Annotated in this window: 25 protein-coding genes; 11 read left to right on the plus strand and 14 right to left on the minus strand. The window is 72.3% G+C overall.

The genetic code is table 11. From position 1 onward, the window contains the following. Positions 1–35: 35 nt before the first annotated feature. From EXE50_RS02760 to EXE50_RS02795, 8 genes are all read right to left on the minus strand, one after another. Entirely contained in the window at positions 36–479 is a 444-nt protein-coding gene (locus EXE50_RS02760; protein WP_121599362.1) for a Zn-ribbon domain-containing OB-fold protein, read from the minus strand. Then, positions 476–1,642, minus strand: coding sequence for a thiolase domain-containing protein (locus EXE50_RS02765; RefSeq protein ID WP_137704307.1), 1,167 nt, complete (start codon positions 1,640–1,642; stop codon positions 476–478). Before EXE50_RS02765 ends, EXE50_RS02760 begins: the two co-directional genes overlap by 4 nt. Positions 1,643–1,756: 114 nt before the next feature. Next, a complete protein-coding gene (locus tag EXE50_RS02770; RefSeq protein WP_137704308.1) occupies positions 1,757–2,509 on the minus strand; it encodes a proteasome assembly chaperone family protein in 753 nt (250 codons plus the stop codon). A 101-nt stretch (positions 2,510–2,610) separates the two neighbouring features. Then, positions 2,611–2,793, minus strand: a complete 183-nt coding sequence (locus EXE50_RS02775; protein WP_053771187.1) for an RNA-protein complex protein Nop10 — start codon at positions 2,791–2,793, stop codon at positions 2,611–2,613. Between the two features lie 27 nt (positions 2,794–2,820). Beyond that, positions 2,821–3,621, minus strand: a complete 801-nt coding sequence (locus EXE50_RS02780) for a translation initiation factor IF-2 subunit alpha (protein ID WP_053771188.1) — start codon at positions 3,619–3,621, stop codon at positions 2,821–2,823. Positions 3,622–3,639: 18 nt separating this feature from the next. Beyond that, positions 3,640–3,813: a 30S ribosomal protein S27e gene (locus EXE50_RS02785; protein WP_004595868.1), complete on the minus strand. Its 174-nt coding sequence runs from the start codon at positions 3,811–3,813 to the stop codon at positions 3,640–3,642. Positions 3,814–3,815: 2 nt separating this feature from the next. After that, positions 3,816–4,097 (minus strand): 50S ribosomal protein L44e, encoded by a 282-nt coding sequence (locus EXE50_RS02790; RefSeq protein WP_053771189.1) that lies wholly within the window; start codon positions 4,095–4,097, stop codon positions 3,816–3,818. Between the two features lie 95 nt (positions 4,098–4,192). Continuing rightward, positions 4,193–4,870 (minus strand): cyclase family protein, encoded by a 678-nt coding sequence (locus EXE50_RS02795; protein ID WP_077152262.1) that lies wholly within the window; start codon positions 4,868–4,870, stop codon positions 4,193–4,195. A gap of 131 nt (positions 4,871–5,001) precedes the next feature. On the opposite strand from EXE50_RS02795, the gene EXE50_RS02800 reads away from it, so the two are divergent. After that, complete coding sequence (locus EXE50_RS02800) at positions 5,002–7,137, plus strand: S9 family peptidase (RefSeq protein WP_137704309.1); 2,136 nt, start codon at positions 5,002–5,004, stop codon at positions 7,135–7,137. A gap of 36 nt (positions 7,138–7,173) precedes the next feature. Here the strand turns inward: EXE50_RS02800 and mce are convergent, their stop codons facing one another. Continuing rightward, complete coding sequence (mce, locus tag EXE50_RS02805; RefSeq protein WP_053771191.1) at positions 7,174–7,560, minus strand: methylmalonyl-CoA epimerase; 387 nt, start codon at positions 7,558–7,560, stop codon at positions 7,174–7,176. A 157-nt stretch (positions 7,561–7,717) separates the two neighbouring features. Between mce and EXE50_RS02810 the strand changes: the two genes are divergently transcribed. Continuing rightward, positions 7,718–8,521, plus strand: coding sequence for a formate/nitrite transporter family protein (locus EXE50_RS02810; RefSeq protein WP_053771192.1), 804 nt, complete (start codon positions 7,718–7,720; stop codon positions 8,519–8,521). 46 nt (positions 8,522–8,567) lie between these two features. Here the strand turns inward: EXE50_RS02810 and EXE50_RS02815 are convergent, their stop codons facing one another. Continuing rightward, positions 8,568–10,241: a methylmalonyl-CoA mutase gene (locus tag EXE50_RS02815; protein WP_137704310.1), complete on the minus strand. Its 1,674-nt coding sequence runs from the start codon at positions 10,239–10,241 to the stop codon at positions 8,568–8,570. A gap of 119 nt (positions 10,242–10,360) precedes the next feature. On the opposite strand from EXE50_RS02815, the gene EXE50_RS02820 reads away from it, so the two are divergent. Both EXE50_RS02820 and EXE50_RS02825 read left to right on the plus strand, forming a co-directional pair. Next, positions 10,361–11,026 (plus strand): O-methyltransferase, encoded by a 666-nt coding sequence (locus EXE50_RS02820; RefSeq protein WP_053771194.1) that lies wholly within the window; start codon positions 10,361–10,363, stop codon positions 11,024–11,026. Positions 11,027–11,072: 46 nt separating this feature from the next. Next, a complete protein-coding gene (locus EXE50_RS02825; protein ID WP_137704311.1) occupies positions 11,073–13,712 on the plus strand; it encodes a PAS domain S-box protein in 2,640 nt (879 codons plus the stop codon). Between the two features lie 50 nt (positions 13,713–13,762). Here EXE50_RS02825 and EXE50_RS02830 read toward each other — a convergent pair whose 3' ends face one another. Both EXE50_RS02830 and EXE50_RS02835 read right to left on the minus strand, forming a co-directional pair. Next, the gene (locus tag EXE50_RS02830; RefSeq protein ID WP_053771196.1) at positions 13,763–14,161 is read right to left on the minus strand and encodes an OsmC family protein; all 399 of its coding nucleotides are present in this window, start codon (positions 14,159–14,161) and stop codon (positions 13,763–13,765) included. A 152-nt stretch (positions 14,162–14,313) separates the two neighbouring features. Beyond that, positions 14,314–15,036, minus strand: coding sequence for a metal-dependent hydrolase (locus EXE50_RS02835; protein WP_137704312.1), 723 nt, complete (start codon positions 15,034–15,036; stop codon positions 14,314–14,316). Between the two features lie 105 nt (positions 15,037–15,141). Between EXE50_RS02835 and EXE50_RS02840 the strand changes: the two genes are divergently transcribed. From EXE50_RS02840 to EXE50_RS02865, 6 genes are all read left to right on the plus strand, one after another. Continuing rightward, entirely contained in the window at positions 15,142–16,284 is a 1,143-nt protein-coding gene (locus EXE50_RS02840) for a zinc ribbon domain-containing protein (protein ID WP_137704313.1), read from the plus strand. A 78-nt stretch (positions 16,285–16,362) separates the two neighbouring features. Further along, the gene (locus EXE50_RS02845; protein WP_053771199.1) at positions 16,363–17,106 is read left to right on the plus strand and encodes a fumarylacetoacetate hydrolase family protein; all 744 of its coding nucleotides are present in this window, start codon (positions 16,363–16,365) and stop codon (positions 17,104–17,106) included. Between the two features lie 249 nt (positions 17,107–17,355). After that, the gene (locus EXE50_RS02850; protein WP_137704314.1) at positions 17,356–18,792 is read left to right on the plus strand and encodes a GTPase; all 1,437 of its coding nucleotides are present in this window, start codon (positions 17,356–17,358) and stop codon (positions 18,790–18,792) included. Between the two features lie 75 nt (positions 18,793–18,867). Then, the gene (hisC, locus tag EXE50_RS02855; protein ID WP_137704315.1) at positions 18,868–19,962 is read left to right on the plus strand and encodes a histidinol-phosphate transaminase; all 1,095 of its coding nucleotides are present in this window, start codon (positions 18,868–18,870) and stop codon (positions 19,960–19,962) included. After that, positions 19,959–20,516 carry an adenylate kinase family protein gene (locus EXE50_RS02860; protein WP_137704316.1) on the plus strand — a complete coding sequence of 186 codons (558 nt, stop codon included), beginning with the start codon at positions 19,959–19,961 and terminating at the stop codon, positions 20,514–20,516. The genes hisC and EXE50_RS02860 overlap by 4 nt, the downstream gene beginning before the upstream one ends. A gap of 26 nt (positions 20,517–20,542) precedes the next feature. Next, positions 20,543–21,145 (plus strand): CDP-alcohol phosphatidyltransferase family protein, encoded by a 603-nt coding sequence (locus EXE50_RS02865; protein WP_053771203.1) that lies wholly within the window; start codon positions 20,543–20,545, stop codon positions 21,143–21,145. 151 nt (positions 21,146–21,296) lie between these two features. Here EXE50_RS02865 and EXE50_RS17105 read toward each other — a convergent pair whose 3' ends face one another. Further along, complete coding sequence (locus tag EXE50_RS17105) at positions 21,297–21,449, minus strand: hypothetical protein (protein WP_158293558.1); 153 nt, start codon at positions 21,447–21,449, stop codon at positions 21,297–21,299. 44 nt (positions 21,450–21,493) lie between these two features. On the opposite strand from EXE50_RS17105, the gene EXE50_RS02870 reads away from it, so the two are divergent. Next, positions 21,494–21,730: a hypothetical protein gene (locus tag EXE50_RS02870; RefSeq protein WP_053771204.1), complete on the plus strand. Its 237-nt coding sequence runs from the start codon at positions 21,494–21,496 to the stop codon at positions 21,728–21,730. A gap of 37 nt (positions 21,731–21,767) precedes the next feature. On the opposite strand, the gene EXE50_RS02875 is transcribed toward EXE50_RS02870, so the two are convergent. Further along, a complete protein-coding gene (locus EXE50_RS02875; RefSeq protein WP_137704317.1) occupies positions 21,768–22,952 on the minus strand; it encodes an MFS transporter in 1,185 nt (394 codons plus the stop codon). Positions 22,953–23,015 lie beyond the last annotated feature (63 nt).

The raw sequence follows: 23,015 nt of genomic DNA on the forward strand, positions 1-23,015 counted from the left end.
ACCACGCCGAGTGGCTCGACGCGCTCGCGCTCGGCTCACTCGTCCGGGGACCGGTCAGGCGCGGGACGGAAGACGACGAGCCGCTCGCCGTCGGTGGCCCGCTCGCCGACGGCGGCCGTCACCGCGTCACCGATCGCCACGTCCGGGGCGGCGTCCTCGTCCGAGTCGTCGCCGCGGACGATCCCCGTCAGCCGCGTCGGGCCGAAGTCGACCACGGCGGTCGCGTACGGCGCGTCGTCGGCGAAGCGGGGCGACGGGACGTGGACGACGCTGTACGTCTCGACGGTCCCCGTCTCGCGGAGCGGCTCCCGCGAGAGGTCCGGCGACCCGCACTCGGGACAGACGCGGCGCGGGGGGAGCGAGCCGTGGCCGTCCGGACACGCGAGCGCGAACCCCTCGCCGTCCGCGAGCGCGTCGAGCCACTCGGCGTAGTCGCGGTCGGTCGGCGGGGCCTCCCCGCCCGTGTCCGCGTCGCTCATTCCGCCACCTCCAGCACGTGGACGACCGCGCTGGCGACGGTCCCGCCCGCGTTGTGCGCGACGCCGACCTCGGCGTCGGGGACGTGCTCGCTGTTGGGGTGGTCCCCGCGGAGAAGGCGGGTCAGCTCGGCGATCTGCGACCCGCCGGTCGCGCCGACCGGGTGGCCCTTCGCCTTCAGCCCGCCCGAGAGGTTCACCGGGAGGTCGCCGTCGGCGGCCGTGACCCCCTCGCGGGCGGCCGATATCCCCTCGCCCGGCTCGAACAGTCCCAGCGACTCCAGCGCCAGCACCTCGGCGATGGTGAAGCAGTCGTGGACCTCCGCGACGTCGACGTCGCTCGCCCCGACGCCGGCGTCGGCGTAGGCCGCGTCGGCGGCGTCGTCCGCGGCGGGCGTCCGGGCGAGGCGGTCGCGGTCGCCGAGCGCCATCCGGTCGGTCCCCTGTCCGGTGCCCGTCACCGCGACCGGCGCGTCGAGGTCGTTCCGCTCCGCGTACTCCGCGGAGACCAGCACGAGCGCGCTCGCCCCGTCGGTGATCGGGCAGGCGTCGTACAGGTGGAGCGGCGCCGCGACCGGCGGCGCGTCCATCGCCTCCGCGACGGAGACCTCCTTCCGGTACTGGGCGTACTCGTTGGGCACGGCGTTGGCGTGGTTCTTCGACGCGACGTGCGCCAGGTCCTCGCGGCTCCCGCCGTAGGCGTCGAAGTAGGCGTTCGCCATGAGCGCGTAGGCGCCGGGGAAGGTGACGCCCGACCGCACCTCGAAGAGGTCGTCGGCCGCGATGGCGAGCCCCTCGGTGACCTCGGCGGTCGGGAGGTTCGTCATGCGCTCCATCCCGCCCGCGAGGACCACGTCCGCGTCGCCCGCGGCCACCGTCCGGACCGCCTCCCGGACCGCGACGCCGGCCGACGCGCACGCCGACTCGTAGCGCGTCGCCGGGCAGCGCACCCCGGCGGCCTCGGCCATCAGCGGCGCCTGGTGGCCCTGATGCTCGGCGAGCGCCCCCATGAAGTTGCCGTAGTTCAGCTCTTGGACGTCGGCCCTGTCGACGCCGGCGTCCTCGAACGCCCGAAGCGCGGCCTCCCCGAACAGGTCGCGGCCGGTGCGCTCCGGGTGACTGCCGAAGGGAGTGAGCCCGACCCCGGCGACGCGTACCTCTGTCATACACGAACGATGATCGGGGACGTGATTTATCTCTGCCGGAAGCGGGAGTTCCGGTTCTCCGGCAGAAACGAACGGCCCCGCAGAGAACGAGCGGGTCGCGGCGGTCGCGTCCGGTCAGCCGATGTAACGCAGGTCGTCGTCCGGCACCGCCGGTCCCTCCTGCATCTCGCGGATCTTGCCGACGACTTCCTCCATCTCCTCGGCGCGGTCCTCTAAGCTCTCGTAACCGACGGAGAGGTCGAGGACGGACTCTAGGACCTCCAGCACGGCGCGGGCGCTCTTCGGGTCGACGAGGTAGCCGCTCGTCTCGCCCATCAGGCAGGCGGCCTCGAACCCGCGGCGACCGCCGAGCCCCAGGACGAGCCCGGAGACGCCGACGATGCCGCCCGCCGGCTCGTCGGCGCGGAACTCGACGCCGGCGTCCTCCAAGTCCTCCGTGAGCGCGTCCTCGGAGACCGCGCCGAGGACGGTGTACTCCTCGACCAGTTCGCCGGTCGGGACGCCGCCGAGCGCGAACGCGCGCTCCGCGCCGAACGCCTCGGCCACGTCGAGGAACGTCGAGGTGAGCTTGTAGTGGCCCGCGTTCGACCCGGCCTGGTGGTCGCCGGTCAACACGAGCAGGTCGGCGCCGTCGGTCTCGACGGCGTGGAACTCGGCGCAGGTCAGCTCCGCGACCCCCCCGTCGTCGACGTTCACCTGCGGCGGGAACTCCGTGGCGTACACCCGGCGGACGAGCTCCCCGTCGAACTCCTCCAGCAGGTGTTCGGCCGCCAGCTTCCCCACGTGCCCGACGCCCGGCAGCCCCTCGATCAACACCGGGTCCGTGAGCTCCGGCGTCGCGACCTCGTCGATCTCGATGTCCTCCATACTCCGTCCGTCCGGGCGGCGGTCACAAGAGCGTGGCTATTCCGGTGGCTCGCGATCGAGCGGTCACGAGGACAGCCCGGACGCCGCCGCGGCGTCCGCGCCTACTCCGAGCCGCGTCGCCGCGCCCGCCGTCGGTACTCGCCGTACGGGTCTTCCGGGCCGAACGGGGCGGGCGCGCTGTTCTCGGTCGGGCCGCCGCAGACCGGACAGCGCTCGCCGAGCGCGTACACCGGCCGCTCGTGAGCGGCCGCCCAGTTCGCGCAGACGCGGATGTCTGATTTCACGGATGAAAAGCGTCGGGTCGGACCGAGTTACTCGTCGTCTTCGCGCCGCTCGCGGTGGAACTCGCCCTCGCCGCCGGCGGCCTCGATCGCCTCGCGGGCGCGCTCGGCGGCGGCTTCGAGCTGCGACTCCGCCGTCTTGTAGTCCGGCGCGCGGACCTTGATCCGGTACTCGGGCGAGCCGACGTAGCCGACGTCGAGGTCGACGCCGTCCGGGACCTCGCCGTTCCCTTCGGCGGCGGCGAGCGCGTCGCGCACGTCGTCGACGCCGTCGGGGGCCGCCGATTCGAGGTCGACGTAGCCGGTCACGTCGACGTACGGGACGGAGACGTTATCGCGGGCGGCCGCGACGACCGCGTCGACGGTGTCGGCGTCGACGTCGACGTCGTCGAGCGCCTCGTCGCCGCGGATCGCCGCCGCCTCGAAGGCGTCGTAGAGGCTCTCGTACTCCGCGAGGAGCGCGTTGGCGACCGACGTGTAGCGGTCGTCGTCGACGTCCTCGCCGAGCGCGATCTCCATCCAGTTGTCGGCCTTCTGGGCGTTCTTCCAGTCCTGGATCGTCTCCTTGCGCTGGTGTTCGTTGACGTCTTTGATCGAGAGGTCGATCTGGTTCGACGACTCGTCGACCTCGAGCACCTTCGCCACGACCGTCTGTCCCTCGCGGACGTGGTCGCGGACGTTCTTGATCCAGCCGGACGCGACCTCGCTGATGTGGCAGAGGCCGCGCTTGTCCTCGTACTCGTCGAGGTCGACGAACACGCCGAAGTCGGCGATCTCGTCGACGTCGCCGACCACCAACTCGCCGGGTTCGGGCCAGCCGCTGTACTTCATGACGGAGCGGTGAGGCGGTTACCGCGCCTCAACGGTTTCGACGATTTCGCCGTGAAGCTCCGCCTCCCCGCCGGTGGGGGTCGCGAGGGTCGTGCCGCAGACCGCGCACGACACCGTCGAGGAGGCCTTGCCGAAGACGACCTGTTCGTTCTCGCAGTCGCCGCAGGCGACGCGGTGGAAGTCTCCCGCCATGCTTACTCCTGGAACGTGAGACGGCCGGCGCGCCATCCCTCGCGCATGTGGGCCTTCCCGCAGTCGCCGCAGCGGTACTTCAGGTGGGTCTTCTTCGTCGGCTTGTCGCCACCGGGCACCTTCGAGTACCCGCCGGCGTTGCCGATGGTCGCGAGCGCGCGGCGTCGCTGTCGCGCGTCGCGTTTCATTCCGGTCGCGCGACCCGATCGGACCTTCTCCACCTCGTGCTCCTGGTGGGAGTCACAGTGGGGGCAGTACGTGTTGAAGCGGCGTGGCATTTCCATGGATATCGACCTTGAGACGCGGTTCGTCGCCGACGCTTAAAACGGGTTTGGTCTGGGCCGCCCGCGAGCCGGCCCGCGCGGCGGTCCGCGTCCGTCTAATCCTCCCACTCGGCGACCGCGCGCACCGGCGACCCGTCTGCGCCGCGGAGCCGGAGCGGGAAGGCGGAGAGCCGGAACCGCGCCGGGAGGCCGTCGAGGCCGCAGAGGTTCTCGACGACCGGGAGCGAGGCGCCCAAGAGGACGTCGTGGGCGGGGGTCCCCGCGGGTTCGCCGTCCTCACTCGCCTCTCCGTCTGCCCCTCCGCCCGCCGTCGGCGTCGGGTCCGGTCCGAAGGCGTCGAGCCCGACGCCGACGCCCGCCTCCCGACACCGCTCCGCGGCCGCCGCGGTCAGGTACGGGTGGTCGCGGTATCGGTCGGTCCCCCAGTGCGACTCCCAGCCGGTCCGGAGGACGAGGAGGTCGACCGCGGGGTCGAGGGCGTCCGGTTCGGGGAGCGCGCCGGGGCGGATCGGCTCCCGCGGTTCGAGCGGGCGGGGGTCGACGAGGCGGGCGTCGAACGCGAACCGGCCGACGTCTCGCTCGTCTATCGACTCGCCCCCGCGCACCGTATGCCGCGGCGCGTCGACGTGCGTTCCCGCGTGCGTTCCGGTCCGGAGCTCGCTCGTCGCGTAGCCGTCGGCCTCGTGGGTCGCGGCGGGCGCGAGCGTCACGTCGGGGTCGCCGGGGTAGGTCGGCATCCCCGTCTCGATCGGTCGCGAGAGGTCGCGGAACACGAGCGGCGGTGCGGTCGCGTCGCGGTTAAGTCGGTCGCCCTCGCGGCCCGCGTCGCCGGCGACCGCGCTCCCTCGGTCGCCGAGGTTCCGCGGCCCGAACGTATTTCCTCCGCCCGCCGCTGGGTGCGTTCATGTCGGAACTGCCGCTGGACGCGTACTACGACCTGACCCAGATCGGCGAGGTCGCCGTCTCCCCCGCCGGCGACCGCGTCGCCTTCACCGCGACCGAGTACGACCAGGCCGCGGACGAGGCGGTCTCCTCCCTCTTCGTCGCCCCGATCGACGGCTCCCGCGAGCCGCACCGCCTGACGAGCGCCTCCGGCGCCTCCGCACCGTCGTGGGGGCCCGACGGCGACCGCCTCGCGTTCGTGGCCGCTCGCGACCGCGACGCCGAGAAGCGGGTGGGCTGGCGCGACCGAGACGACGAGGGGGACGAGGAGGACGCCGAAAGCGGGGACGAGGACGCGGACGCCGAGAGCGAGGGCGACGGCGAGGAACCCCTCGGAAACGGCGACGACGGGCCCAAGCCGCAGGTGTGGATCTTCGACCTCGCGCTCGGCGGCGACGCGCGGCAGGTCACCGAGCGCGACGAGGGCGTCGCCGACTTCGACTGGTCGCCCTCGGGCGACCGCCTGGTGATCGAGTCGCGCGACCCGACCGACGAGGAGTCCGAGTACCTCGATCAGGTGCGCGAGGAGGGCGGCCCCATCGAGACGACCCGGCTTCAGCACAAGGTCAACGGCGCCGGCTGGACCGACGAGGTGACGCGGTACCTGTTCGTCGTCGACCTCGACGACCCAGGGAGCGACCCCCGCCGGCTCGACGACGCCTACGGCGGCGGCGCCTTCGAGGACATCGCCGGGATGGACCCGACGTGGGGCCCGGACGGGCGGATCGCGTTCACCTCCTGCCGGCTCGACCGCCCGGACGACACCTCCGTCCGCGACCTCTACGCGGTCCCGGCCGACGGCGGCGACGCCGAGCGGCTCACGGGCGGCGATCTGACCCACGGCGCGCCGGCGTGGCGCCCCGACGGCGACGGGATCGCGACGGTAGCCAGCGACCCCGACGACCCGCCCGCCCCGGCGGAGGTGTACCTCGTCGACGCAGCGGACGAGGCGGACGCCCGCGGCGAGCCCGCCTCCCTCACCGCCGCGCTCGACCGGACGGTCGCCCGCGGCGGCGAGCCGGCGTGGGTCGACGGCGAGATATACGCCCGGATCGCCGACGAGAGCCAGACGCGGCTGGTCCGCGTCGAGACGGACGGCACCGTCGAGCGCGTCTTCGAGGCGCAGGGCCGCGACCGCGCGATGGCCGGGGTCGACGTGGCCGACGACGGGTCGACGGCGGTCGTCGTCCTCTCCGACCCGACCGAGGGCACCGACCTGTACGCGGTCGACGTCGACGACCTCGACGCGGCCACGGAGCCCGACTCCTTCCGGCGGCTCACCCGCGTCAACGAGTCGCTCGTCGACGAGTTCGCGGTCCCGGAGGCGCGGCGCGTCGAGTGGGAGTCCAACGGCTGGACGCTCGACGGCGTGCTCTACCACGACCCCGAGTCCGGCGACCACCCGCTCGTGGTGGCCATCCACGGCGGGCCCATGTCGTACGACGAGCCCGTCTTCAGCTTCGGTCACGCGGCGCTGACGAGCCGGGGCTACCTCGTCTTCCGCCCGAACTACCGCGGCGGCACCTCGCGCGGCCGCGAGTTCACCGCCGAGCTCACCGGCAAGTGGGGCACCGCGGAGGTCGACGACATCGCCGCGGGCGTCGAGTCGCTCGCGGACCGCGGCTGGGTCGACCCCGACCGCGTGTTCGGCCACGGCTTCTCGTACGGCGGCATCGCGCAGGGGTTCCTGGTCACGCAGGAGCCGGACCTCTTCGCCGCCGCGGCGCCGGAACACGGGATCTACGACATCCGGTCGGCGTTCGGCACGGACGACACGCACGTCTGGATGGAGGCGGAGTTCGGGCTCCCGTGGGAGAACCCCGAGGCGTTCGACGCGTCGACCGCGATCCTCGACGCCGGGAACATCGAGACGCCGCTGCTCGTCATGGCCGGCGGCGAGGACTGGCGCTGTCCCCCCTCGCAGTCGGAGCAGCTGTACGTCGCCGCCCGCAAGCAGGGGGTCGACGCAGAGCTGGTCGTCTACCCGGACGAACACCACAACATCGGCGACCCCGACCGCGCGATCCATCGGCTGGAGAAGATCCTCGACTGGTACGAGACCCACGACCCGGCGGTCGAGGCCGAGTCCGGGAACTGAGCCGCGCCGTCGGTTTCTCGGCGCCGACGGGCCGCCTCAGTGCTCGACGAACTCGACCAGCACGCCGCCCGTCGAGCGCGGGTGACAGAAGGCGACCTCGTGGCCCCACGCGCCGGGGCGCGGCTCCTCGTCGACGAGGTCGATGCCGAGGTCGCGGGCGTCGTCGAGCGCGGCCGGGAGGTCGTCGACCGCGAGCGCGACGTGGTGAACGCCGGGTCCCTCGCGGTCGAGGTAGTCCGCGATGGTCCCGCCGGCGTCCGGTTCGAGCAGCTCGAAGTAGCCGCCGCCGTCGAGTTCGAGGAAGACGACGCGCATCCCGTCGAACGTTTCCTCGTGGGCGACCGGGGCGTCGACCAGGCCGCCGAACAGGTCCGCGAGCGCCGTGGCGTCCCGCGTCGCGACGCCGACGTGATCGAAGCGCATACCCGACCGTCGCGGCGCGCGGACATAAATGGCCCCGGGCGGCGCGACCGAGCGGGAACGCGGTCGGGGGACGCGGGCGACTGTCGGTCCCGGCAGCCCGGTCGACCGATGGAAAGTGTTGGGTAGCTCCAGCGACAACGGGCGGCAGAGCCATCCCGTGAGCGACCAGAACCCCGACACGGCCTTAGAGCAGAAGACGTCGCGGACGATCCTCGACTCGATCCTCGACAGCGCCGTCCACGAGATGAACCGCGAGCGGTCCGGGCTGCTGCTCTCCGGGCTGTCCGCCGGGCTCGACATCGGGTTCGGTCCCCTCCTGATGGCCGTCGTGCTGACGCTGTCGCCGGGCGGGTACGGCGACCTCGGGACCGAGCTGCTGCTGGCGACCGTCTACTCCGTCGGGTTCGTCTTCGTCATCCTCGGTCGGTCGGAGCTGTTCACGGAACACACCATGCTCGCCGTGATCCCCGTGATGGACGGGCAGGCCTCGCTCGGCCAGCTGGGCCGCCTCTGGGGGCTGGTGTACGTCGGGAACCTGATCGGCGGCCTGTCGTTCGCCCTGCTCGCGACCCTGTTGACGCCCGGGCTCGGCGTCGTCGAGGCCGCGGCGTTCGAGGAGATCGCGCTCAAGCTGGTCACCCACGACCTCACGTGGCTGTTCGTCGGCGGCGTGTTCGCCGGGTGGCTGATGGGGCTGCTGGCGTGGCTGATCACGGCCGCCCAGGAGACGACCGGTCGCCTGCTGCTCGTCTTCATCGTCACCGGCACCATCGGGATGCTCCACCTGCCGCACTCGATCGCGGGCAACGTGGAGGTGCTGTTCGGGCTGTTCTCCTCGCCCGCGATATCGATCGCCGACTACCTCTCGTTCCTCGCGCTCGCGACCGTCGGCAACGCGGTCGGCGGCGGGGTCTTCGTCGCGGCGCTGAAGTACGGCCACGTCGTCAGGGGCGCGGACTGAGCGCGCCGCCGGGGGCGGCTCGGAACCGTCGCCGCCGCCTTCCCGCTCACCGCCCGGGCTTGTACTCGCCGAACTCGTCGCGGAGCACGTCAGAGATCTCCTGGACCGTCGCGTACGCCTTCACCGCGTCGACGACGTGGGGCATCACGTTCTCGGACCCCTGCGCGGCCTCGCGGAGCCCCGCGAGCGCCTCGTCGACCGCGTCGTCGTCGCGCTCGGCCTTCACCTCGTTCAGCCGGTCGCGCTGGTTCTGCTCCTGCTCGGGGTCGACCTCTTCCAAGTCCATTTCCGGCTCCTCGTCGACCTCGAACTCGTTGACGCCGACGATGATCCGCTCGCCCTCCTCGATCTCCCGCTGGCGCTCGAAGGCAACGTCCTGGATCTGTCGCTGGACCCAGCCGCTCTCGACGGCCTCTAACATCCCGCCGCGGCGGTCGACCTCTTCGAGGATCTCGAACGCCTCCTCCTCGATCCCGTCGGTGAGGTCTTCGACGTAGTACGAGCCCGCAAGCGGGTCGATCGTGTCGGCCGCGCCGGACTCGTGGGCGAGGATCTGCTGCGTGCGGAGCGCGGTGCGCACGGACTTCTCGGTCGGGAGCGCGAGCGCCTCGTCTTTCCCGTTCGTGTGGAGGCTCTGGGTGCCGCCGAGGACCGCCGCGAGCGCCTGATACGAGACGCGGACGACGTTGTTCTCGATCTGCTGGGCGGTGAGCGTCGACCCGCCGGTCTGGGTGTGGAACTTCAGCTGCTTCGACTTGGGGTTCTCCGCGCCGAAGCGGTCGTCCATGATCTGCGCCCACATCCGCCGTGCGGCGCGGAACTTCGCTGCCTCCTCGAAGATGTTGTTGTGGGCGTTGAAGAAGAAGGAGAGCTGCGGGGCGAACTCGTCGACGTCGAGGCCCGCGTCGAGGGCGGCCTCGACGTACTCGATGCCGTCGCCGAGGGTGAAGGCGATCTCCTGGGCCGCGGTCGAGCCGGCCTCGCGGATGTGGTAGCCGGAGATGGAGATGGTGTTGAACTTCGGCGTCTCGGCCGCGCAGAACTCGAAGATGTCCGTGATCAGCCGCATCGACTGCTTCGGCGGGTAGATGTAGAGGTTCCGCGCGATGTACTCCTTCATGATGTCGTTCTGGATGGTCCCCCGGAGCTGGTCGCGCGGGACGCCCTGCTTGTCGCCCATCGCGACGTACATCGCGAGGAGGACGGCCGCCGGGGCGTTGATCGTCATCGACGTGGAGACCTCGTCGAGCGGGATGGAGTCGAAGACGGTCTCGAAGTCGTCGAGCGTGTCGATGGCGACGCCCGACCGCCCGACCTCCCCCTCGGCCATCGCGGCGTCGGAGTCGTATCCCATCTGCGTCGGGAGGTCGAACGCCATCGACAGGCCCGACGAGCCCTCGTCGATGAGGTAGCGGAAGCGCTCGTTCGTCTCCGCGGCGGTGCCCATCCCCGCGTACTGGCGCATCGTCCACAGCCGCCCCCGGTGCATGGTCGAGTAGACGCCGCGAGTGTACGGCTCCTCCCCGGGGTAACCGAGGTCCTCCCGGTAGTCCACGTCGACGTCAGCGGGCGTGTACAGCGGGTCGACCTCCTGGCCCCCGGTGTCGGTGGTGAACGTCTCCTCGCGCTCGCCGAACCGGTCGACAGTGTCGCCGTAGGTCCCGTCCTCCCACGACTCCTTGGCCTCCCGGATCGCGGCGAGTTCCTCAGGATCGTACATTATTCAACCGGTCGACCGAGCGGGACTTAACAGTTTTCAGGGTCGCCGAGCGCCCGGGCCGGGCTCGGCCCGGCCGGGCCGCCGGTCCGATTTAAGTGTCACGCGTCCGAGACGGCGGTATGGACGTGCTCACCGACCCCGCGCGTCGGTTCTTGGCCGCGACGGCGCCGGAACACACCGAGACGCAGGCGGAGATGGCCGACCTCGCCGACGAGTGGGGCTTCCCGATCATCGGGCCGGAGGCGGGGGCGGTCCTCCGCCTGCTCGCGCGACTGACAGACGCCGACCGCGCCTTCGAGTTCGGCTCCGGCTTCGGCTACTCCGCCACCTGGTTCCTCCGTGGCGGCGCCGGGCACGTGGTGTGTACCGAGTTCGACGCAGACGAGGCCGAACGCGGCGTCTCGTTCGCCGCCGAGGGCGGGTACGCCGACCGCGTCACCTTCGAGGTCGGGGACGCGATGGAGACCGTCGACCGCTACGACGGCCCCTTCGACGTGGTGCTGATCGATCACCAGAAGGAGCGGTACGCGGACGCCTACCGGGCCGTCCTCCCGAAGGTCCGGTCCGGCGGCGTGGTCGTCGCCGACAACATCGCCCGGGGCCCGATCGACTTCGGCGACCTCGTCGCGCACTTCGAGGCCGGCGAGCCGCTCCCGGACGCCGCCGTCGACGCCCAGACGCGCGGCGTCGGCGAGTACGTGGGGACCGTCCGCTCGGACGACGCCGTGGAGACGGCGGTCCTCCCCGTCGGCTCCGGCATTTCCGTTTCGACGGTCGTCCGATGAAACCGAGCGAAACGGTTATCATGTCGAGTAGAAAACAACTACGCAGATGAGACAAGCGGACGGAGCCGGCGGCGACGAGGGGGGACGAGGGGCGTCGCTCGTACGCGTCCTCGTGGTCGACGGCGAACCGGCGTTCGCCGAGACGGCGGCCTCGCGGCTCGAAGCGCGCGACGACCGGTTCGAGGCGGTCACGGTCGAGGGCGCCGAGTCGGCGCTGGACGCGCTGTCGTCGGCGTCGTTCCACTGCGTGGTCTCCGGGTACGAACTGCCCGAGGTCGACGGCGTCGGGCTGTTAGAGACGGTCCGCGACCGCCACGGCGACGTGCCGTTCGTGCTCTTCACCGGGTCGGGGTCGGAGGCGGTCGCCAGCGACGCCGTCTCGGCCGGCGTCGACGAGTACGTCCGACGGGACGAGCCGGCGGACGAGTTCGCGCGGCTCGCGAGCGCGGTCGCGAGCGCGGTCTCCGAGGCGCGCGGCGGTCGCCGCCTGGCCGCGCACCTGGAGCGCACCAGCGACGCGTTCTGTCAGGTCGACTCGGAGTGGCGGCTGACCTACCTCAACGAGCGGGCCGCGGGGTTCGTCGAGCGCGACGCGGACGCGCTGCTCGGCGAGCGGATCTGGGAGCTGTTCCCGGAGGTCGCAGGCACCGAGGCGGAGGCGGCGCTCCGCGAGGTCGTCGAGACCGGCGAGGCGACCGAGTTCGAGCACCACGTCGACCGCCTCGACGCGGAGCTCGCGGTGAACGCCTACCCGACCGCCGACGGGCTGGCGTTGTACTTCCGCGACGTGACGGAGCGCCGGGAGCGCGAGCGGGAGCTCCGGGAGGTCTCGGAGCGGCTCCAGCTTGCCGTCGAAGGGGCCGACGTCGGCGTCTGGGACTGGAACGTGCGGACGGACGAAGTCCGGTTCGACGACCGGTGGGCGGGGATGCTCGGCCACGACATCGACGAGATCGACTTCGACCTGTCGACGTGGGAGGACCGCGTCCACCCCGACGACATCGACGACGCCTGGGACGCCATCGAGGCGCACTTCGCCGGCGAGACCGACCCCTACCAGAGCGACTTCCGCATGCGGACCACGTCGGGCGACTGGAAGTGGATCCGCGACCGGGGCCGCGTCGTGGAGCGGACCGAGGACGGCGAGCCCCTCCGGGCCGTCGGGATCCACATCGACGTCACCGAAGAGAAGGAGCGCGAGCGCGAGCTCGAACGCTACCGCCGCATCGTCGACGAGCTGCCGGAGTCGGTGTGTATCTACGACGCCGACGGCCGCATCGCGCTCGCGAACGACCACATCGCCGACGTGTTCGGCACCGACCCGGAGTCGCTCGTCGGCCGCGAGAGCCGCCTCGTCGAGCGCATACAGGCGGCCGACGGCGACAAGTACGGCGAACTCGTCGAGGGCGAGCGCGACTCGCTGACCGGGACGGTCGAAGTCGACCTCCCGGACGAGCCCGCTGCGATCGTCGACTACGGGCTGACACGGCTCGTCATCGACGGGGAGTTCGACGGGGTGCTCGGCATCTCCCGCAACGTCACCGCCGAGCGGCGCCGACAGCGTCGGCTCGAACGCACCTCCGCGCGCCTGGAGGCCCTCTTCGAGCGCTCGCCGGACATGGTCGACATCCACGACGAAGCGGGGTCGATCGTCGACGCCAACCGCGCGATGACCGACGCGCTCGGGTACGACCGCGAGGAGATAGTCGGGATGGACGTGTGGGAGGTCGACGCCGAACTCGACCCCGAGGAGGGGGTTCGGCTCTGGGAGGGCCTGGAGGTGGACGAGACGGTCCGACTGGAGACGACGTTCGCCCGCGCCGACGGCTCGACGTTCCCCGCCGAGGTCCACGTGCGGCGCATCGACGTCCAGGGCGAGGACCGGTTCCTGGCGAGCAGCCGCGACATCTCCGAGCGGAAGGCGTACGAGCGCCGCATCGAGCGGGAGAACGAGCGGCTCGACGAGTTCGCGAACATCGTCTCGCACGACCTCCGGAACCCGCTCAACGTCCTCTCGGGGTACCTCCGGCTCGCGCGCGAGACGGGGACCGACTCCTACTTCGACCGCTGCGAGCGCGCGCTCGACGAGATGGAGCGGCTGATCGAGGACGTGCTCGCGCTCGCCAAGCAGGGCGAGGCGGTCGGGTCGTTCGACCCCGTCAACCTCGGCGACCTGGCCGCCGGGTACAGCGACGACGCCTTCGGATCGGCGGACGGCGAGGACCCGTTCGGCGACGACGCGGCCGGCGGGGACGAGCCGGACGCGCCGGTCGAGGTCGTGGTGGAGGCCGACGGGGAGATATGCGCCGACCCGGGCCGGGTCCGGCAGCTCCTCGGGAACCTGTATCGAAACGCCGCCGAACACGGCGGGCAGCGCGTCGTCGTCGGCGACCTCCCGGACGGGTTCTACGTCGAGGACGACGGCCCCGGGATCGACGCCGACGAGCGGGACCGGGTGTTCGAGAGCGGCTACACCACCTCCGAGACGGGCACCGGCTTCGGGCTCTCCATCGTCCAGCGCATCGCCGAGGCGCACGGCTGGGAGGTGGCCGTGACGGAGGGGGAACGCGGGGGCGCTCGGTTCGAGTTCACCGGGCTCGACCGCCCGGGGGCGGACGCGGACGGGCCCGCGCCGCCCGCCGACCCCTCGGGCCCGGTCGCCGAAGAGGCGGAGCCGCGGGACTGAGCGGGCGGGGACGGTCGAAAAAAAGCGGGCGTCGACGCGGGAGTCCGGCCTCAGAACGCGCCGGGGTAGACGCTGACGTCGGCGTGGAGCTCCTCGCGGAGCGCGCTGTGGACGTGGCAGATGCCCTCGGCGCGCTCGGCGATGTCGGCGGCGGTCTCGTCGTCGAGGTCGGCCTCGACGTGGACGTCGAAGGCGATCGATTCGAGGTCGTCCTCGTCGTCGAGGTCGGCGCTCGCGTCGATCTGGATCTTGCCGAGGTCCTCCTCGCCGCGCTGGCTCCCGCCGACGCGGAGCGCCGGGAGGTAACAGGAGGCGTACGTCGCGACGAGCGTCGCGTTCGGGTTCGGGCCCGTCTCGTCGGTCGCGTCGATCTGGAGGTCGAACTCGCCGACCTGGCTGGTGCTGGCGTACCCTTCCTCGGAAACCGTGGACGTCTCGATGTCTGCCATAGTCGACCGACCCTTCGTCCTCCCGCCGCTAAAGGCTGCCGACACGGGACGTGAGTGCCGGGGGACGGACGGGGTCGATACAGCGCGGTCGCGTCGCTCCGGACGGGAACGCTGCGAAAAATGGCGGAATCACCGGTGGGGTCGTCGCCCCCTCAGTCGAGCGTGTACGTCTCGTCGCCCTCTAAGACGACGGGGTCGGCGGCGGCGCCCGCGGCCTTCACCTCGTTGACGAACTCGCGGGTCTCGATCTCGATCGGCCCGAACGAGTCGTAGTGCATCGGGAAGACGACGTCGGCGCCCACCCAGTCGGCGGCGATGCCGGCGCCCGCGGGCCCCATGGTGAAGTGGTCGCCGGCGGGCAGGGCGGCGGCGTCCGGTTCGAGGTACGGGGCGATCACGTCGACCATCTCGGACATCAAGCCCGTGTCGCCGGCGTGGTAGAACGTGGTACAGTCGGGGTCCGACTCCTGGGTCGGCTTCTTGTCGCCGACGACGAACCCGGTCGGCATGCCGGCGGAGTAGTCGGGGTCGTTCTCGATGCCGTTCGAGTGGTCCGCGCGGACCATCGTCACCCACGCGTCGCCGCACTCGGCGGTGCCGCCGATGTTCATGCCGCCGGCCGGGAGCGTGTGCTCGTGGCCGAAGTTCTCCTGGACGTAGCCGGTCAGCTCCGGGGTTGCGACCACCGTCGCGTCCGGGAACTCGGCGGCGTCGCCGATGTGGTCCGCGTGTCCGTGGGTCAGGAGGAGGTAGTCGGGGTCGAGGTCCGCGGGGTCGACGTCGGTCTTCGGGTTGTCGAAGAACGGGTCGATGAGCAGCTCCGTGTCCTCGACGACGACGTGCCACGTGGAGTGGCCGTGCCAGGTGAGTTCCATGGTCCGTTCCGTACGTCTCGGCGCGTCGTAATAAAACTCGACGCCGCGGAGGCTGTCGCCCGTCGGCGAAAGCGATTAACCGGAACGGACGCGAACGTCCGGTAGATGCCCTCCCAGACCAGCGAGCCCGGCGGCCCGCCGGCCGCCTGCCCCGCCTGCGGCGAGGCGGTGCCGGACGGGGCGAGCTTCTGCCCCGACTGCGGCGCCGACCTCGACGGCGCCGCGGGCCCCGCGTACTGCGTCGACTGCGGCGCGGCGTTCGACGACGACGACCGGTTCTGTTCGAACTGCGGCGCGTCGCGGTCCGGCGGCGGATCCGCGGCGTCCGAGCGGTCGAGCGGCCGGTCGGAGCGGTCGGACGACCGGTCCACGTCGCGCTCGACCTCGTCGCCGGACGAGAGCGAGCGCGCTTTCCGCCGCCGCGTCCAGGACCACCTCGACGCCGGGTGGGACATCGAACAGGACGCCGGCGACCGGGTGATCCTCGTCGACAGGGGAATCGGCTCCGTCGGCGTCCACGTCCTCCTGTTCCTCTTCACCAGCGGGATCGGGAACCTGCTGTACGGCTGGTGGCACTACTCCAAGCTGGCCGAGCGACGGCGGCTCGTGCGCGGCGACGAGACGCGCGCTCGCCTTCCGTCGAGCGTGGAGAGCGGGGGGACGGTCGAAACCGTCTCCGCGTACCTCCTGAGCGGGTTACTGCTGCTGATCGGCGGCTGGATCGCGTTCCTCTCGTTCGAGTCCGGCACCCCGCCGGTGGCGCTGGTCGGGCTCGCGTTCGCCCTGCTCGGGGCGGGGGCCGCGCCGGCCGTGAGGCGCCGCCTCGGTCGACGGCACGGACTCATCGATTTCGGCCGGCAGCGGACGGTCGATCACCGGGTCGTCCGACCCCCGGAGTCCGTCGACGAGTCCTGCGTCGTCTGCGGCGAGGCGTTCGAGCGCGGCCTCGTCAGGCGTCGCCGCGACGAGACGGTCGTCGCCGGCGTGCCGGTCCGCACCCACGCGATCCGCCACAACCACTACTGTGCCGACTGCGCGCGCTCCGAGCTGTTCGGGGACCGCGTCGGGGCGCCGTCGCTCGACGAAGTAACGGGCGAGGCGGGGGAAGCCACCGACTCGCGCTTCGCCGACGAGGGCTCGGAGACGGACGCCGCGGACGAGGATTCCACCGTCGACGCCGCGGACGGCGACGCGACGGACGCGGCGGCGACCGACTCGGTCCGCGAGGCGACCGACTCGACCGAGTGAGCCCGCGAGCACGCCCTGTCACGGTCGTCGCTTGCCTCTCCGGGAACGCTTTTCGGGGGGCCGCCCGTTCGGCCGCGTATGTACCGCGCACGGTTCCGCGACCCGGCCGGATCGATCCGCGAGGGCGAGTACGACCCGGCGACCGACACGGTCGCCTTCGGCGGCGAGGAGTACGCGCTCTCCGACCCCGACATCGACGTGCTCGCGCCGACCGACCCGTCGAAGATCGTTTGTATCGGGCGCAACTACGCCGACCACGCCGAGGAGCTCGGCAACGACGTGCCCGACCGCCCGCTGCTCTTCCTCAAGCCGCCGAACGCGGTGGCGAGCCACGGCGACACCGTGACCGTCCCCGCCGGCAAGGACCGGATCGACTGGGAGGCGGAGCTCGCGGTCGTGATCGGCGAGCAGTGTAAGGCGGTCGACGCCGCCGACGCGATGGACGTCGTCGCCGGGTTCACCTGTATGAACGACGTGTCGAACCGCGACGACCAGAACCGCGAGCAGAACTGGGTGCGCGGGAAGGCGTTCGACGGCGCGGCGCCGCTGGGCCCGGTCCTCGCGACGCCCGACGAGGTGCCCACTGACGCGGGCGTCGAGCTCCGCGTCAACGGCGAGACGAAGCAGTCGAGCGACCGCGAGCACATGATCTTCGACGTGCCGACGCTGATCGAGGAGATCACGACGTACCTCACGCTCGAACCCGGCGACGCGATCGCGACGGGCACCCCCGAGGGGGTCGGCGCGCTCGCCGACGGCGACACCGTCGAGGTCGAGGTCGAGGGCGTCGGTACGCTGGAACACGATGTTCGCATCCCCTGACCGGCGCGCCGTTCTGACACCCACGTTTCCGCGTCTCGGTACCACACCGCGTTTCCGGTGAACGCTTATGTGCGAGCCCGCGGAGTCGGAGGTATGGAGACCAGTTCGTTCGTCGACGGCTGCTGACGGTACCGCCGCGGCGCGACGCGGCCGCCCCGTCCGCGAAGCGGGGTCGGTCGCCCGCGCCGCAGCACAGCGACCGGAGCGCGAGACGCTCCCCTCTCCGGGCCGACGCGAGCGCCCGACCGAATGTCACGAGACGACGCCACGACGAACGAGACCGCCGAATCGATCGACACCTCCCCTCTCGACCCCGCCGATCCCGACGCGACCCCCGCCGTCGTCGCGGCCCGGTCCGAGGGCGAGCCGCCTGACACGGCGGAGATCCGGGACCTCGCCGCCGCGGCCGGCTACGCGGTCGTCGGCGAGGTCACACAGCGGCGCCGCGAGGACCCGACCTACGACCTCGGCCGCGGGAAGGCAGAGGAGCTGATGCGGCTCGCGGCCGACGCGGGCGCCGAGGCGGTGATCTACGACGGGGGGCTGTCACCGGGACAGACGTTCTCGCTCGGCGACCTGCTGCCGTCCGGGACCGCGGTGATCGACCGCCCGCGCCTCGCGTTGGAGCTGTTCGCCGACGCCGCCGACTCGCGCGCGGCCGACCGTCAGCTGGAGCTGGCGCGGCTGCGCTACGAGCTCCCCCGGCTCCGGGAGGCGGTCGCCCGCGACGCGAGCGAGGACGTGCGCCTCCAGCCGGAGGGCGACAGCCGCGTGCTCGACGTCGAGAAGCGGATCGAGTCGGCCGAGCGCGCGCTCGACGAGATAGCCGACGACCGGGCGGCCCGACGGGCGGAGCGCCGCGACGCCGGGTTCGACCTCGTCGCGCTCGCGGGGTACACGAACGCCGGGAAGTCGACGCTGGCCCGCCGGCTCGCCGACGAGGTCGACGACCCCGAGTTCGGCGACGGGGGCGGGCCTCGTGACGCCGACCGCGACGACAACGGCGAGGGCGACCCGGCCGAGGGCGACGGGCCGCTCACGGTCGCGGACCGGCCGTTCGAGACGCTCTCGACGACGACGCGCCGGGCGACGGTCGGCGGGCGGCGCGCCCTCGTCACCGACACCGTCGGCCTCCTCGACGGGCTCCCCCTCGAGGCGGTGCGCTCGTTCCGGACGACCATCGACGCGGTCCGAGCGGCCGACTGCGCGGTGCTCGTCGTCGACGCGAGCGACGACCGTGCCGACCTCCGCCGGAAGCTCACGGCGTCGCTGTCGGCGATCGAGGCGACCGACGGCCCCGTGATCCCCGTGCTGTCGAAGGCCGACGAGGTCGGAGCGGACGGGCTCGCGGCCGCGGTCGAGGCCTACGAGGACGCGGTCGCCGACCTGGACCCCCGGGACGCCCCCGTCGTCGACGCGCTCCGCCCGCCGGTCCCGGTCAGCGTCCGCGACGGGACCGGGCTCGCCGACCTCGCGGACGCGGTGGCCGACGCGCTGCCGACGGCGACCGCGACGGTCGAGGCGCCCAACGGCGGCGCCGCCCAGGCCGCGCTCTCGTGGGCGTACGACCGCGGCGTGGTCGCGGGCGTCGACTACGGGAGCGAGACCGTCGCCGTGGAGCTCGCGGGGCGCCCCGACGTGGTCGCCGAGGCGGAGCGGCGGTTCGCCGACGCCCCGTCGTCGTGAGCCGCGGGGCGCCCCCGTCGCGAGCCCTCGACCGCCAAGACCACGCTTAAGCCCGCCGGTCCCCGACCCGGTGACATGGAACCACGGGATCTCTCCGATCACTCGCCGTACGTGCCCGGGCGGGGCGTCGAGGAGGTCGCCCGCGATCGCGGGCTCGACCCCGACGACCTCATCAAGCTCTCCTCGAACGAGAACCCGCACGGGCCGAGCCCGGCGGCCGTCGAGGCGATCCGCGAGCACGCCGACCGCGTGAACCAGTACCCGAAGTCCTCGCACACGGACCTCACCGCACGGATCGCCGAGAAGTGGGGCGTCGACGACGGGCAGGTGTGGGTGTCGCCCGGCGCCGACGGCTCGATCGACTACCTCTCGCGGGCCGCCTTAGAGCCCGGCGACGAGGTGCTGGTGCCGAGCCCCGGCTTCGCCTACTACGCGATGTCCTCGCGGTACCACCACGGCGAGGTGACGGAGTACGAGCTCTCCCCGGCCGACGGGTTCGCGCAGGACGCCGAGACGGTGCTGTCCGCCTACGGCGGCGAGCGGATCGTCTACCTCACCTCGCCGCACAACCCCTCCGGCTCGACGATCCCGCTGGACGAGGTCGAGGCGGTCGCCGACGCGACCGCCGAGGAGACGCTCGTCGTCGTCGACGAGGCGTACGGGGAGTTCGCCGACGTGGACAGCGCGATCCCGCTCGCCGACGAGCGCGACGACGTGGCGGTCCTCCGCACCTTCTCGAAGGCGTACGGCCTCGCCGGGCTCCGGATCGGCTACGGCGTCGTCCCGGAGGCGTGGGGCGAGGCGTACGCCCGCGTCAACACGCCGTTCGCGGCCAACGAGCCGGCCTGCCGCGCCGCGCTCGCCGCGCTCGACGACGAGGGGCACGTCGAGAAGTCCGTCGAGTCCGCGCGCTGGGCCCGCGAGTACATCGCGGACGAGCTCGACGCGCCCACCGTCGACTCCGCGGGGAACTTCGTCCTCGCCGCGGTCGGCGACGGCGAGCGCGTCGCCGAGGCCGCTCAGGAGCGCGGCGTCATCGTCCGCGACTGCACCTCGTTCGGCCTCCCGGAACACGTCCGCGTCTCCACGGGGACGCGCGAGGAGACGCGCGAGGCGGTCGCCCTGCTCAACGACGTGCTGGCCGACCTCGAACTCGGTGTCCGCGCGTGACGGAGGCGCCCGATTCCGAGGGGTCGAGCGCGGGCCGCGGCCGCGCCGACCGCATCGCCGTCACTGGAACCCCCGGAACCGGCAAGTCGACCGCGACGGCGCTCTTAGAGGACGAGTACGACGTGATCCACCTCAACGAGCGGATCACGTCGGACGACGACCTCTGGACCGAGCGCGACGCCGACCGCGACACGCTCGTCGCCGACCTCGACGCAGTCCGCGACCACCTCGGCGACTGGACCGGCGTCCTCGACTCCCACCTCGCGCACCGGTTCGACGTCGACCGCGTCGTCGTGTTGCGCTGTCGCCCGGAGGCGATCGAGTCCCGCCTCGCCGAGCGCGGCGAGTCGTCGGAGACGGCCGCCGAAAACGCGGAGAGCGAGGCGCTCGACGTGATCCTCTCCGAGGCCGTGGCGGAACACGGCGCGGAGAACGTCTACGAGGTCGACGCGACCGACCGCGAGCCCGCGGCGGTCGCCGACGCGATCCGCGCGGCGGTCGAGGGCGAGCGCGAGCCGAGCGCCGGCACCGTGGACTTCATCGATTATATATGAGCCGGCCGCGAGCGTCGAGACGGTAGATGACCCTCGACCAGTACCGCTCGGTGGCGGACCGCCTGCTCGGCCCGTGGGTGTCGGCGGCCGACAGGCTCGGCCTCTCGCCCGACCAAGTGAGCGTGATCGCCTTCCTCGTCGCGGTGGGGGCCGCCGCCGCCTTCGCCCTCGGGTCGGCGCCCCTGTACGCGACCGGCGCGCTGCTCGTCCTCCTCAACGGCTGGCTCGACGTCGTCGACGGCGCGCTCGCGCGGCACCAGGGCGTCGCCTCCGACGGCGGCGACTTCCTCGACCACGTCCTCGACCGCTACGCCGACGTGGCGATCATCGCCGGGCTCACGGCGGGCGTCGAGGCGTACGCGCTCGGCTTCGCCGCGGTCACGGGCGTCCTCCTCACCTCGTACCTCGGCACGCAGATCCAGGCGGTCGGCATCGGCCGCGAGTACGGCGGGCTCCTCGGCCGGGCCGACCGCCTCGCGCTCGCCGGGATCGTCGGCGTGGTCGCCGCGGTCTACTCCGCGCCGATCGTCGCCGGACTGAACGTCGTCGGCCTGCTGCTCGCGCTGTTCGCCGCGGTCGGCCACCTCACCGCGGTCCAGCGGTTCCTCGGCGCCTGGCGGGACCTGTAACCGGCCCCGCGACGAACTCGTCGTAGCCGTCGAACAGGTCCTCGTCGTCGGCGCCGAAGGGCGACGGGAAGCCCGGCATACTCGAGTCCTGTCACCCCGTCGGGGGACCCTTGACCCCGCAGATGTTCGGGCCGTCGCGGCCGGTCGGCCCTCAGCCGCTCTCGTCCGCTTCCGAGCGCAGGTCCCGCGCCTCTGCCTGAGCGCTGTCGACGGCGTCGCGGACGATACGACGGCCGCCGTCGGCCGCCTCGATCACCGTCTCGCCGCCGTCGGTCGCTGTGATCCCCCTCCGTAGACGCGTCACGCAACGAGGGAACGATTTAAAAGCGTCCGGTCGGAACGAGGGGTATGCCCACTTTCGAGCTGAACCTCTCGGACGACGTGTACGCGGAGTTTCAGCAGCTGGCGGACGAGGAGTTCGTCTCCGAGGAGCAGGCCGCGGAGGACCTGATCGCGTCCGGTATCGAGGCGTACAACGTGAGCGTGGTCGACGAGGAGCCCCGCGACGAGATGCTCGACGGCGCCGAGAACAACATGTTCGACACCGCGGAGGACCCGGGCAGCATCGAGGACGACCGCCTCTGAGGCGGCACGGGGCTCTCGCGGCTCGCCTTTCTCCGGCTCAGTACTTCGTCCCGAGCAGCCGGTTCGCCGACAGCGTCGCCAGCCCCAGCGCCATCACGCCCGCGAGCAGCCCGAACGCGACGGGCCACCCGGCGGCGTCCGAGACGGCGCCGACGACGACGCTGCCGGTGGCGCCCGTCACCATGTAGGCGGTCCGGACGAGCCCGAAGCCGGCGCCCCGCTCGGCGTCGGACAGCAGGTCCATGAACCGCGACTGGATCGGCGCGCCCCACGACATCGCGAGGCCGACGAGGCCAACGGCCGGGACCGACACGAGGAGGCCCAGGTCGAGCGTCGCGGCCGCGGCGAGGGCCCCGTAGCCGACGACGCCGGCGCCCATCGTCACCATCGCCGTGGCGTCGCGTCCGATCCGGTCGGACACCGAGCCGGTCACCGGCTGGGTGCCGCCGTGGACGAGGAAGTACGCGGAGAACAGCAGCGCCGACAGCGCGCTCGACAGGCCGGTCCCGACCTCGAGGAACGTCGGGAGGAACGAGGCGGTCGCCTGCCACGTGAACGCCCCCATCGTCGCGAGCGCGGTCGTGTAGAGGATCCGCGGCCGCGAGAGCAGTTCGACGAGCGGGCCGACGGCGAACCGCTCGCCGATCGGCTGGTCCGGCCGGAGGGGTTCGGTCGGTCGGACCCGCCACGCGAACAGGACGAAGACGGGGACCGCCACCGCGGCGCCGAGGAGCACGCCGGCGCGCCAGCCGTACCGCGACCCGACGAGCGCGGCGGCGGGCGGCGCGGCGAGCCCCGCGAGCGGGCCGCCGGCGACGTGGACGCCGATGGCGCGGCCCGTGTCGTCGAACTGCCGGGTGAGGAACGTCGTCGCGACCGAGTAGTGGAGGCCCGCGCCGACGCCGAGCGCGGCTGCGAACAGCCCGAAGGAGAGCATCGAGGGCGACGCGGCGAGGAGGACGGAGGCGACCGCGGTGGCGCCGACGGCGGCGAGGATGACGCGGCGCTCGCCGTAGCGGTCGCCGAGGACGCCGGAGGGGAACTGCGCCAGCGCGTAGGTGAGCCACATCCCGCTCAAGGCGAGCCCGACCGTGCCGTTCGTCACGCCGAACCGGGCAGTGATCTCCGGGACGAGCGGGCTCACGACGAGCCGCGCCACCATCGTCCCGGTGAACGCGAGCGTACAGAGCGCGAGCGCCGTGTGTTCGTACCGCCAGTTCACGGTCGCCGTACCGGGTACGGGTCAAAGCGGCTTCCGATCGCGGTCAGACGGGCCGGATGTCGC

Source organism: Halorubrum sp. ARQ200 (genome assembly GCF_005435115.1).
GTDB lineage: Archaea > Halobacteriota > Halobacteria > Halobacteriales > Haloferacaceae > Halorubrum > Halorubrum tropicale.